The 12,867-nt window shown below is 37.3% G+C and carries 11 protein-coding genes; 2 read left to right on the top strand and 9 right to left on the bottom strand.

What is annotated here, in order from left to right; all coding sequences use genetic code 11:
* Nucleotide 1: 1 nt before the first annotated feature.
* On the bottom strand, nt 2-343 hold the full coding sequence (locus ACFOOI_RS06590; RefSeq protein WP_379836349.1) for a hypothetical protein: 342 nt from the start codon (nt 341-343) through the stop codon (nt 2-4).
* 231 nt (nt 344-574) lie between these two features.
* On the opposite strand from ACFOOI_RS06590, the gene ade reads away from it, so the two are divergent.
* A complete protein-coding gene (gene ade, locus ACFOOI_RS06595; RefSeq protein ID WP_379836351.1) occupies nt 575-2,215 on the top strand; it encodes an adenine deaminase in 1,641 nt (546 codons plus the stop codon).
* A gap of 61 nt (nt 2,216-2,276) precedes the next feature.
* Here ade and ACFOOI_RS06600 read toward each other — a convergent pair whose 3' ends face one another.
* The 7 genes from ACFOOI_RS06600 to ACFOOI_RS06630 all read right to left on the bottom strand — a co-directional run bounded on the left by ACFOOI_RS06600 (nt 2,277) and on the right by ACFOOI_RS06630 (nt 9,119).
* Nucleotides 2,277-4,631 carry a M1 family metallopeptidase gene (locus tag ACFOOI_RS06600; RefSeq protein ID WP_379836353.1) on the bottom strand — a complete coding sequence of 785 codons (2,355 nt, stop codon included), beginning with the start codon at nt 4,629-4,631 and terminating at the stop codon, nt 2,277-2,279.
* A gap of 26 nt (nt 4,632-4,657) precedes the next feature.
* Complete coding sequence (locus tag ACFOOI_RS06605; RefSeq protein WP_379836355.1) at nt 4,658-5,242, bottom strand: HupE/UreJ family protein; 585 nt, start codon at nt 5,240-5,242, stop codon at nt 4,658-4,660.
* Nucleotides 5,243-5,252: 10 nt separating this feature from the next.
* Nucleotides 5,253-6,428, bottom strand: a complete 1,176-nt coding sequence (gene chrA / locus ACFOOI_RS06610) for a chromate efflux transporter (RefSeq protein WP_379836356.1) — start codon at nt 6,426-6,428, stop codon at nt 5,253-5,255.
* 28 nt (nt 6,429-6,456) lie between these two features.
* Nucleotides 6,457-7,416, bottom strand: coding sequence for an isopenicillin N synthase family dioxygenase (locus ACFOOI_RS06615; protein WP_379836358.1), 960 nt, complete (start codon nt 7,414-7,416; stop codon nt 6,457-6,459).
* A 14-nt stretch (nt 7,417-7,430) separates the two neighbouring features.
* On the bottom strand, nt 7,431-8,123 hold the full coding sequence (locus ACFOOI_RS06620; protein ID WP_379836360.1) for a superoxide dismutase: 693 nt from the start codon (nt 8,121-8,123) through the stop codon (nt 7,431-7,433).
* Nucleotides 8,124-8,210: 87 nt separating this feature from the next.
* Nucleotides 8,211-8,813 carry a recombination mediator RecR gene (gene recR / locus ACFOOI_RS06625; RefSeq protein ID WP_379836362.1) on the bottom strand — a complete coding sequence of 201 codons (603 nt, stop codon included), beginning with the start codon at nt 8,811-8,813 and terminating at the stop codon, nt 8,211-8,213.
* 12 nt (nt 8,814-8,825) lie between these two features.
* Nucleotides 8,826-9,119, bottom strand: a complete 294-nt coding sequence (locus ACFOOI_RS06630; RefSeq protein ID WP_379836364.1) for an ATP-dependent Clp protease adaptor ClpS — start codon at nt 9,117-9,119, stop codon at nt 8,826-8,828.
* A gap of 180 nt (nt 9,120-9,299) precedes the next feature.
* Here ACFOOI_RS06630 and ACFOOI_RS06635 point away from each other — a divergent pair, with 180 nt between their 5' ends.
* The gene (locus tag ACFOOI_RS06635) at nt 9,300-10,772 is read left to right on the top strand and encodes a sodium:solute symporter (protein ID WP_379836366.1); all 1,473 of its coding nucleotides are present in this window, start codon (nt 9,300-9,302) and stop codon (nt 10,770-10,772) included.
* A 261-nt stretch (nt 10,773-11,033) separates the two neighbouring features.
* Here the strand turns inward: ACFOOI_RS06635 and ACFOOI_RS06640 are convergent, their stop codons facing one another.
* The gene (locus tag ACFOOI_RS06640; protein ID WP_379836368.1) at nt 11,034-12,818 is read right to left on the bottom strand and encodes a DEAD/DEAH box helicase; all 1,785 of its coding nucleotides are present in this window, start codon (nt 12,816-12,818) and stop codon (nt 11,034-11,036) included.
* Between the last annotated feature and the right edge of the window lie 49 nt (nt 12,819-12,867).

The raw sequence follows: 12,867 nt of genomic DNA on the forward strand, positions 1-12,867 counted from the left end.
ATTATTGGGCACAGTCACGCGGACAAATTGGTCCTCCTGCCAGATAGTCTCCCGGCTCTCCATCCTTAAGACCCGTTTTGTCTACACCTAGTACATTCAGATCTTCGTCAGCTGCTGCCAATACAAGCGAAGGTAAACTATTACCGTCGTGTCCGTATATGATTTTAAGACCTTTACAATTAGGCTTCGAAAGTAAAGCTAAAAGTTTTTCTTTCCCAAAAAACTGAGATTTAATAGGGTCACTTTCTTTCAAAACATCTTTACGATGCTTTAAGTGTTTCTCTTGACGAATAGATGCTTCTTTTAAGGTAATATACTCACCTTCATTTCCTTTTACTTTCATGGTGTTTGTTTTTAAGTAAATTTAGTTTTTATTAGAAGTAAAGCAAAACTAACAATTTTACCAAAATCACATAAAAGACTAACATTTAATAGTTTACAAATAAACACATCCTTTAAATAGCGTATAAATACCTATTGAAACCCGTATTTTTACCGGATGAAAATCTTAAAAATTTAAATCAAATTTGAGTTACACTTTTGAATGAATTAAATTGCACTAAAAAAAAAGCACATGCAAATTATAGAAGCCAACATAGTTAACATTTTTGACAACACAGTTTTTCATGGAGAAATAAGTATTCATGAAGGCCGAATCTATCAAATAAAGAAATTAGGGGATACAAAAGAACATTTACAATACGCTATGCCTGGCTTTATTGACGCACATGTGCATGTAGAAAGCTCAATGTTAACTCCTTCACAATTTGGAAAACTTGCTGTAGTGCATGGTACAGTAGGAACGGTTTCTGACCCACACGAAATAGCCAATGTATTAGGCAAAGAAGGAGTTAAATTTATGATAGAAAACGGCAAAACCATCCCTTTTAAGTTTTGTTTCGGTGCTCCATCTTGCGTACCTGCCACAAGTTTTGAAACTGCGGGTGCCCAAATAACTTCGGAAGACATCGCCGATCTACTGGCCTCTGAAGACATCGGGTATTTGGCCGAAATGATGAATTACCCTGGTGCTATTCACGAAGACCCTGAGGTGATGTCCAAAATTGCAATTGCAAAAAAATACTTTAAGCCCATCGACGGCCACGCCCCTGGCCTGAGAGGAGAAGACGCCGTCAAATACTTTAGTCACGGAATCAGCACCGACCACGAATGTTTTACATTTGAAGAAGCAGAGGAAAAGCTAAACCTTGGTGTTAAAATATTAATTAGAGAAGGCAGTGCAGCCAAAAACTTTGATGCATTGATTGGCTTAGCCGAAAACAAGTCATCTGAAATGATGTTTTGCTCAGACGACAAACATCCCGACGACTTGGTAGAAGGCCATATAAACCTATTGGTAAAAAGAGCGGTCGCAAAAGGATTAAACCTATTTAAGGCACTCAGAATGGCCAGTTTAAACCCCGTTAGGCATTATAACCTTAAAATTGGCTTACTAAGAGAAGGCGAAGCGGCGGATTTTATAATGGTAGATAACTTAGAGGATTTAAATGTAACGCAAACCTATATTGACGGAAAACTTGTGGCTCAGGATGGGGTTTCAATGATTGAAAACATAACCTCAAAAACACCTAACCAATTTAATGCTAAAAAAATAGAGATTGGGCAGCTGGCTATGAAGTTTGAAGAAAATACAAGATCAATTAGAGTAATTCAAGTAAATGAAGGCCAGCTCGTTACCGATGAGTTTTTATTTGAAATAAATCCAAATGCCATTGGTTTCAGAGAAGATTTAAGAAAAGCAGATATACTTAAAATAGTGGTTTATAACAGATACACCAACGCCGAACCCGCAATCGGGTATATCAAGGGTTTTGGATTACGAACTGGAGCCATTGCATCTTCGGTTGCTCATGATTCTCATAATATTATCGCTGTAGGTGTAGACGATAAAGCCATAATGGATGCCATAAATTTGGTTGTCAGAGAAAAAGGTGGAATTTCAGCAGTGGGCATCGATACGATGGGAGTTTTACCACTTCCGGTGGCGGGTATCATGAGCAATAAAGACGGTTATGAAGTAGCCAAAGACTATACTCAAATAGATCAGTTTGCAAAAGACGAAATCGGTTGTGTATTAAAATCACCATTCATGAGTTTATCATTTATGGCCCTATTAGTCATACCATCGCTTAAATTGTCAGATAAAGGGCTTTTTGACGGTAACAAATTTGAGTTTGTTTCACTTGCACAATAACAAAAAAGCGAGCGATAAAACTGAATTTATCGCTCGCTTTCTTATTTAAAACTTACAAATTTTAATTCTTTCCACTTCCACCAACTGCACCAGCTTGATTTTTCAAAGCTTCTTGCATTGGGTTTGTGGCCGGAGCCGGTCTATTTTGCTTCATCAGCTGAAATTTAGTTGGCTTTTCTGGCTCTCTCGGAAATACATTATCCGAAGTATCGATATCAGGAATTTCGAAATAAGGATCTAATTTAAACTTCTCCACTTTTTTAGTGGTACTTATTGTTTTGCTTATTTCTTTGTTGTTTAATCTCCATATTTCGGCAGGGAAACGAAAATCTTGTGTAGTGCCGTCTTCAAACTGAGCTTGAATGATAATTGGCATTACCAAGCCGCCTTTGTTTTTCAACTTTAAAACATAGAAATTTTTAGTTTCGTCTAACCACTTTTTCTCATCGGCACTTAGCGTTTGTAAATATGCCTCTTGTTTTGCCTTATCTTTCTCAGTTACCTTATATGGGTCATATGAGTTATAAAAATCACGCATAGTTGGGTCAGCCTCCACTACAGACTGAGGAATATCCGTACGGTTTCTTATCGTGCTGATAGTTTCTTTTTTGCTCATATCAGAAGCCTTCTTTTCGGCCATAGCGACAGCCGGGTCTTGCTTATCTACAGCATACCACTCTACTTCTGCTATCGCTTGATCTGCCGCTTCTACACCATAAAACCATCCTTTCCAAAACCAGTCAAGGTCTACACCAGAGGCGTCTTCCATAGTTCTAAAAAAGTCAGCGGGAGTTGGGTGTTTAAAAGCCCATCTTTTGGCGTATTCTTTAAATGCATAATCAAACAGCTCTCTTCCCATCACTGTTTCTCTCAAAATATTTAGTCCAGTAGCTGGCTTGGAATAAGCATTTGGTCCAAATGTATTCGGCAAAATATTATCGCTGCTTGACATAATTGGATTTTGCTTGTCAGCATCTGACTTCATGTATGGCACTATGTATTGTGGTTCTATACCTGTAGCCGGAAAATCTCTATCCCACTCTCTACATACCACACCTTCTAAAAATGAGTTTAAGCCTTCGTCCATCCACGACCACTGACGCTCGTCTGAGTTGACTATCATCGGGAAGAAATTGTGACCTACTTCGTGAATTATAACCAAAATCAAAAAGTTTTTCACGCCTTCTGAATACGTTCCGTCTGCTTGAGGTCTCGCACCGTTAAAGCTCATCATCGGATATTCCATCCCTCCTACTGGTCCATGCACTGAGTATGCCACTGGATATGGATAGGCGATTGTTCTTTTCGAATATTGCGTCAGCGTATGAGCTACCAATCTAGTAGAATATTGTCCCCAAAGCGGATTTCCTTCTTTTGGATAAAGTGACATCGCCCAAGTTTTGGTACCTTCTACGTTTACACGCATAGCATCCCAAATAAACTTCCTCGACGCTGCAAATGCAAAGTCTCGAACATTTTTAGCAGAATACTTCCACGTTTTTTTACCCGTAGGTTTTCCTTTTTCTGCTTGGATAGCATCATCTTGAGTTACAATTACAACCGGCGTGCTTGAGTTTTCAGCGTCTTTAAGTCTTTGCTTTTGCGTAGCACTTAACACGTCACTTGGATTTTGAAGCTCACCTGTAGCACCCACTACCATGTCATTTGGTACCGTAATTTCTACATTATAATCTCCAAACGCCAAAGCAAACTCACCTTGACCAATAAACTGCTTATTTTGCCATCCGGTTACATCGTCATATACACACATACGTGGAAACCACTGTGCCATTTCATAAATATAGTTTCCGTCTTTTTCAAAAAACTCATATCCACTTCTTGCACGTGTAGCATTGGCATCTACAATGTTAAAATCCCAATCAATATTAAATGAAACACTTTGTTTTGACTGAAGTTTAGTTGGCAAATCAACTCGCATCATGGTACCGTTGATCACATAATGTAAAGCCTTACCAGACGCATCGGTTACTTTTCTAATCTTATGCCCGTAGTCTTTTGGCGTTTTTCCTTCCACGCTTTTTAGCTGACCTGCGGAAACACCACGCTCGGTATTTAAGGCTCCCGGTCTTGAAGTTGCAGCTATCGAACCTTCTGAAAAGTTGTTTTGATCCAACTGTAACCATAAATAACTCAAAGCATCAGGAGAAAGGTTATTATAGGTTATTTTTTCACTACCTATTATTCTTTGATTTTGATCATCAAGTTCTACTTTGATTTGATAGTCGGCTTTTTGTTGCCAATAGTCTTTGCCAGGTGCTCCGCTTGCTGACCTGTAGGTATTTGGTGTGGGCAATGCCGCTCCCAATTGCTCAAATACCGAATTGGCATTATAAGGAGAAGGTTGTTGTGCTTGGGCATAAAAACCCAGAAGCATTAATAAAAAGAGTTTCTTCATAAAGAGTACAGTTTATTTGATGAAAATTAAAAAATCCATTTGTCAACGATCAAAGTAAAGGTTATTCCTGCGAGGAATGCCGAGAGAATTTTAACAAAACTCACTTTTTGAACTTTAATAATTTTTATAAATATATAGTTAATTAATAAGAATACTAAAACTATTAATATTTGGCCAAATTCTAAACCTAAGTTAAAAGCCAACAATTCTGAAACTATAGAGTTTGAATTCCCCAAAAGGCTTCTCAAATAGTTAGAAAAGCCCAGCCCATGAATAAGTCCAAAAAACAAAGTAGTGGGATATCTTAAACTAAAAATAGCTGATTGCTTTTTTCCTTTATTCAAAAATAAATTACCTATGCAGGTTATCATTATAGTAACTGGAATCAAAAATTCGATAAGGTCAGTTGAAAAGTGAACCAGATTTAAAACCGAAAGTGCCAAAGTTATGGAGTGACCAACGGTGAAAGCCGTAATAGAAACCAAAACTTTTTTCCAATCATTAAGATCATAAATAGCACAAAGTGCCACTATAAATAATAAGTGATCGTATCCATTTAGGTCAGTAATGTGGTCGAAACCTAGTTTCAAAAATATTATAAATTCTTCCATGAAAATTAAATTATAAAAAATAGCCCATAGCTAAACCAACCAGTATTAGCAGATAAGAAGGCATTATTTCGTTTAACAAGATTAAAAGTGTTACAAAAACGGTAACTACGCTCGTAGTGTTGTTCATCATTGGTTGAAACAAAATAAAACCTGCGGCGATAGTCAAGCCCGTAGAAGTTGCATTTACACCTTCGAGCGATGCCCGTATGCCACGGTATTGTTTGAGTTGATCCCAAAAACGAATCACAAAAAATATTAAAAATATACCGGGTAAAAAAATACCAAAAGAAGCAACGAACGAACCCAATATTTGACCAGAAACTCCCCAGTCTCGCATTGAAAGCGAGCCAACATAAGAGGCTATAGAAAATGTAGGCCCAGGCACCATTTCGGCAAACGCTAAGCCAGAGAGGTATTCGTCAGGAGTTAAATAGTTTTTAAACTCGACAAACTCATTGAATAAGAGTGGTTTAAGAATATGCCCACCTCCAAAGGCCAAACTTCCATTTCTATAAAAATTCTCAAAAAGGCGAATAGGTAGAGATTGTGTAATTTTACCTAAAACCGCGATTCCGATAAAAACACCAGCCCAAAGTATGAAATTAGCCCACTGAATTTTAATCGGGTTTTTGGGTAACTTTTCTTGTTTGTTATATTTCAAAGAAGAAACTACACCACCCAAAAATATCCAAATTGGTGTAATGTAAGGGGAACGAAAATAAAAACCGCCTAAAGTGGCAATCAAGAGTAATGTGATGGAGGTTTTGGAGCTTATTACTTTTTTACCAATACTATACGCAGCAAATAGTATAAAACCCACCGCCATAGGTTTTATAAATTGGGTAAATTGAATTAAAGCTTGCTTGTCAATAAAAGAGATAGCTAATGCCATGCCTCCCATAAACACAGTAGCGGGTAAAATCCAAACCAATAAAGTTAAGTATGCCAAAGTAGGGCCTCCAAGCCTAAACCCTATGGCCGTGATAGTTTGTGTAGATGTAGGTCCAGGTAAAAATTGGCAGAGCGATTGGAGTTCCATTAGCTCTGCCTCTGTTATGTATCGATGTTTTTTTACTAATCGCTGAATAAACAAGGCCAAATGTGCCTGTGCTCCTCCAAAGCAAGTAATGGAAAGAAGGAAAATATCTTTTAGAAAAATAAAGTATCTAATTTTCTTAGTTTCCAAGCTTTTACGTTTTCTTAAAAATTTAAGTTTATTTTTTAAAGCCGAGTTCTCTTAACCTTTCGTCTAAAAACTCACCTGCAGTCATATCTGTATAAAGCTTTGGATATTCAGCAGAAACACAAGAATCCAGACATTTAAGGTCCATTTCACCTCTAGGATGCATAAAAAATGGAATTGAGAATCGCGATGTTCCCATTTTTTCTCTCGGCGGATTCACTACGCGGTGTATCGTAGACTTAAGCTTATGATTAGTTAGTCTATCTAACATGTCACCCACGTTAATGATAATTTGGTCAGGCAAAGCCGTTACGGCAATCCATTTTCCATCCACTCTCAATACCTCTAAACCTTCCGCTGAGGCACCCATTAGCAATGTAATAAGGTTAATATCTCCATGAGCGGCGGCTCTAACAGCACCTTCTTCTAGGGCATCAGGATTTAGAATCGGGAAATAATGTAATGCCCTCAAAATGCTATCTCCTTGATAAACCTTCGCCTCAAAATAATCTTCGGGTAGTTCAAGGTATAACGCGATAGCTCTAAGCAAAGTCTTTCCGGTATTCTCAAATATTCTATATGTTTCAGAAGTTAAAGTTTCAAACTCGGGGACTTCTTCTGGAAAAACGTTGCGAGCCATATCTTCACGTGGATTAAGTTGACCCACATGATAAAATTCTTTTAAATCTGGTTTTTTAAACCCTTTTGCTGTTTCTTTATTTTTTCCAATATATCCTCTTTGACCAGAAAGTTCTTCAAACTCATATTTACTTTTTACTTCATCAGGCAAAAAGAAAAACTTTTGGATAGTTTCGTAAAGTTTCAACCTAAGCTCCTCTGTAAGGCCGTGATTTTTAACCGCTACAAAACCAATATTATTAAAGGCTTTTCCTATTTCGGCAACAAAGTTTGCCTTTCGTTTTTCGTCTCCTGAAGTGAAATCTGCTAGATCCAACGAAGGGATTTCATCTAGCAAGTCTAATGTTTCCATTTTTTAATTTAATATTATCCTTTACAATTTTTCTCTACTTGCTCCCAGTTCACCAAATTCCAAAAAGCTTTCACATAGTCCGCTCTTTTGTTTTGATACTTCAGGTAGTACGCATGTTCCCACACATCTATACCTAAAACTGGAGTCCCTTTTTGTTCCGCAATATCCATCAAAGGGTTATCTTGATTTGGCGTTGAACATATTTTCAGTTTGCCATTCTGTAAAATTACCCAAGCCCATCCTGAACCAAATCTACTTCCTGCGGCAGCGTTAAACTCAGTTTGCATTTTATCTAAACTGCCAAAGTCTCTCACAATCATGCTCTGAAGCTTATCAGAAGGAGTAGTTGCTTTTGGAGAAAGTATTTTCCAGAAAAAACTATGATTCCAATGTCCACCGCCATTATTTCTAATGGCTGTGTTATACTTACTGATATTTTTAACTAAGCTCTCAAGCGATTTGCCGGCAGCCGAAGAGTTTTCACTAACAGCTTTATTTAGATTATTTACATATCCCTGGTGATGGCGACTATGGTGAATTTCCATAGTCATGGCATCTATATTTGGCTCAAGGTCAGTATACTTATACGGAAGTTCAGGAAGTGTAAATGCGTCGGCAGGCAAAATAAAAGATTTAGCTTGTGAAACATCTAATTTTGAAGCGAAAGCTCCAACTAAAATCGATTTTAAAAAATTATTTCTGTTCATAGTTACGTTGAATATTATATTCTTTTAATTAAACTCAATTTAGTTTTTTTAAGCAGCATAAACAAAAGAAATCGTCTATAATAGGGTTTAGAAATTAACCCGACTCACAATACTCCTTCCGAGAGTGATTTCGTCTGTATATTCCAAGTCCCCACCTATCGGAATACCCCTAGCTATGGTACTTACTTTTAGATTATACTCGCTCAGTTTTTTGCTTATATAAAATGCAGTGGTGTCGCCTTCCATAGTTGGGCTTAAGGCCAATATAATTTCCTTAATTTCTGGGTTATTCCTAACTCTTTCTACCAAACTTTCTATGTTAAGGTCATTTGGTCCAATACCTTGAATGGGTGAAATTATTCCTCCCAAAATATGATATTTGCCCGTGTATTGACCCGTATTCTCAATCGCTAACACGTCTCTAGTGTCTTGCACTATGGCCAAAATAGAATCATCACGCTTGAAAGAGCCACAGATTTGGCATATATCTCCATCGGAAATATTATGGCAAATGGTACAAAACGTGGTTTTTTCTCTGAGATTAAGCAATGCATCAGTGAGCCTATGGGTAACCCCAAGGTCCGACTTTAATAAATGGAGAGCAAGTCTCAATGCACTTTTTTTGCCAATACCGGGCAGCTTGGCTATTTCTAATACGGCTTCTTCAACTAATCTAGAAGGGTAATTCAATATCTTTTTAGTTTATCTTAATAAAATCTCAGCCGAAATGCCTCTTTTACAAATAGCATTTCTTATTGGGGTCAATTCGTCAAGGTCTCCATTTTTTACGGCACACTTTCCTTTAAAATGAATAATTAAAGTGCATTGCTCAGCTTGCTCTTTTGAATGCTCACATAGCTCCATCAAAGTGGCGATTACATGATCAAAAGAATTAACGTCATCATTAAAAACTACTATGGCGTAAAGTTTAACTTGGTCCACATCAATGTCTACCTCTTCTAAAACTTCTACGTCTGTATCTGGTGCGTACTTCATATTATTATAAAACAAACTGTTTGTGTTTACAAATTTATAAGGTTTTTAATATAACCTATCAATAAAAACCTCAAATCTTTGCTTCGGGTTTCAGAATTGATGATTAAAATTCTAAAATTTAAAATTTAGGTTTTTAAAATAATTGATTGATATTTGCTATTAGGAAACCAAATAACAAATATGACCCCCTATTTAGCCTTAAGTATACTACTGATTTACTTCATCATATTGATTGCCATATCAATCAAAACATCAAAAGGAGCAGATACAAATTCATTTTTTACCGCTAACAAATCAGTGCCATGGTATTTGGTCGCATTCGGGATGATAGGCACAAGTTTGTCAGGCGTTACATTCATTTCGGTGCCCGGAGCTGTTGGCACAAAGGCCTTTTCATATTTCCAGATGGTCTTGGGTTACACAGTAGGCTATTTCTTTATAGCAACCGTTTTGATGCCACTTTACTACAAACTTAATCTAATCTCAATTTATCAATACCTCAAAACAAGGTTTGGGTTTTGGTCATACAAAACTGGCTCAGCATTCTTTTTGCTTTCAAGAACCCTAGGCTCAGCTGTTAGGCTTTATATTGCAGCCAAGGTACTTCAAATAGCCATCTACGACCCCCTTGGTGTGCCTTTTGAAGTCTCAGTAGTGATAACAATAATGCTAATTTGGGTATACACTTACAAAGGTGGCATAAAAACAATCGTGATAACAGATACTTTGCAAACTGTATTTTTAATAACGGCAGTTGCCTTGACCATTTATTTGATTTCGAAAGAGCTTAATTTTGGTTTTGGAGAAATGATAACAAGTATCAAAGACAGTTCATATTCTGAAATTTTCTTCTTTGACGGAGGCTGGGCTGATAGTAAAAACTTCTTTAAGCAATTTATTTCTGGTGCCTTTATAGCAATCGTAATGACGGGCTTAGATCAAGATTTAATGCAAAAAAATCTTACGTGTAAAAACATTGGCGAAGCACAAAAAAACATGTTCTGGTTTACGATTACCATGGTATTCGTCACTTTTATGTTTATGTGTTTAGGAGCGTTAATGTACATCTACATGAACCAAAAAGGCTTAGCAATACCTGCTTTAACGGATGACCTTTACCCTAATTTGGCTCTTAAGATATTTAGTAACCCAAGTTTAGGCTTTAGCGGGCTATTGGTCTCTATAACCTTCTTAATAGGAATTACAGCAGCAACCTACGCTAGCTCTGACTCAGCACTAACAGCCTTAACTACAGCTTTTTGTGTAGACTTCATGAATATAGAAGACAAAGGCGAGGCTCAAAGAAAGAAGATAAAAAACTACGTTCACATCGGATTTTCGGTGTTATTTATGATAGTAATTTTCATATTCAATGCCCTGAATAGCACAGACGTGATCTCTGCAACTTTCCAAATTGCTAGTTATACCTATGGTCCACTTTTGGGTTTATTTGCATTCGGAATTTATACCAAATACGAAGTGAAAGACAAGTTTGTACCTATGATTTGTGTGCTTTCGCCGATACTAACGTATGCTTTGGTTCAACTTATCGAAACTTATGGAAACTATAAGTTTGGCTTTGAAAACCTACTTCTAAATGGCTTGATAACCATGATAGGTCTGCTTTTATTCCGAAAAAACACCATTAAATAATGTCGCTGGTCTATAGAAAATTTAAATAGAACGATACGCCCATTGGTATTTTAAAAGTTATTTACTGAAGATTTGACAGAAAAATTGGCCCAAAGAAAAAGAGATTTTCGAATTGAAGCGAGGCTGATTTGGTTTCCATGATAAGTACCAGAATATCCCTCGGTATATTAGAAGAACTAACAATGATAAACCTGATACCAAATAAAAAAGGTGAATCTTTTCAGATTCACCTTTTTTAATATATCTAAACCGGAGAGCTAATTACTTAGCTACTTCGATGTTCGCTTCTCTTGCGTTGATGGTTTTACCTCTCATTCCGTCAATAACCTTACTAACGTCTCTTTGTGGTACTTCAACAAAACTAAATTTGTCGTACATATCTATCTGACCAATCACTTTACCCGGGATTCTTGCTTCAGAAGCAATAGCACCTACTATATGATTTGGAGAAACATTGTCTTTTCTTCCTAAGCTGATAAACAATCTTACCATTCCTGGCTCAGCAGCAACCGCATCTCCTGGATTAGCACCTAGAGGCCTTCTTGGTCTAGAGCTCTCGAATTGCGGCCTATTTCCTCTAGTGTTATCGCCTCTTCTTTCAAAACTTCCATTACGAGTAGACTCGCCGCCTCTTTCGAAACCTCTTCTACCAGAATTTCTATCTCCTCCTCTGTCGTTTCTTCCACCGAATCTTGACTCATTTCTTCCGCCTCTGCTATCGTCAGATAGTTCGTCGTCTCTAAAGTTAGATTTTTTAACAGTTCCTGCTTGCATTTTGATCAATGCAGAAAGAATGTTGTGTGTATAGAAACCTTCTTCTTTAAGTTGCTCAATGATTGCCTCATATTGCTCATTACTATCTTCTGTAATGTTAGCTTTGATTTTCTCTACAAGTTTAACTTGACGAGATTTCTCCATATCAGCTTGTGTAGGTATTTCACCTTGAGGAATTTGCACTTTCGTGTAATGCTCAAGATCTCTCATACGTCCACGGTCACGACGAGTAACAAATAAGAATGCACGTCCCAATTGACCTGCTCTACCCGTACGACCGATACGGTGTACATAGTACTCAAGGTCCATCGGAAGGTCAAAGTTAAATACTGCGTCAACACCCGTTACGTCAATACCTCTAGCAGCTACGTCAGTTGCCACCAATATTTTCGTATTACCGTTTCTGAACTTGTTCATCACTTGGTTACGAGCTGCTTGACGAAGATCTCCGTGAAGTCCTTCTGCTGCGTATCCTTGAGCTTGTAGGTCTTCTACTAACTCATCTACTTTAGATTTCGTGTTACAGAAAACAAGCATTAACTGAAGATCATGTTTGTCAATAAGACGAACCATTACTTCGAACTTCGCTTCTTTTTTAACCAAATAATACGTTTGGTCAATATTTACGTTTGTAATTTCGTTTTTAGTCACTTTAATAATTTCAGGATCTTTCTGAAACTTCTTAGTGATATTCAAAATGTCTTTTGACATTGTAGCAGAGAAAAGGACAGTTTGTCTTGAAGCTGGAGCAAAAGTCAAAATTTTCTCGATATCTTCTCTAAAGCCCATGTTTAACATCTCATCTGCTTCATCTAATATAAGCATAGAGATATTATCTAACTTCAAAGTCTTACGGTCAATATGATCCATAATCCTACCTGGAGTACCAACTACTATTTGCGTACCTCTTTTAAGGTTGGCAAATTGTCTTTCGTAAGACTCACCACCGTAAATGGCAGTAACCAAAAGGCCTTTTTTGAATTTAGCTAATTTGCTAATTTGTTCTTTTACTTGAAGAGCAAGTTCTCTTGTAGGACACATAATTAGTACTTGTGTACTTCTGTCTTCTACGTTTACGTGCTCGATGGCCGGAATACCAAAGGCTGCAGTTTTACCCGTACCTGTTTGTGCTTGCCCGATAACATCTTTACCTGACATAACTGCAGGAATTGCTGCTGCTTGAATTGGAGTGGTTTCGCTGAAACCCATTTCTTCTACTGCATTCAGAATAAAATCTGAAAGAGGAAGGTCTGTAAACTTTAATGTTTGCATACTGTTTTTTGCTCGGACGTTTCGCTAACGGCCGAAAATCTTAAAAAAT

The organism is Lacihabitans lacunae, assembly GCF_042649125.1.
Lineage (GTDB): Bacteria > Bacteroidota > Bacteroidia > Cytophagales > Spirosomataceae > Leadbetterella > Leadbetterella lacunae.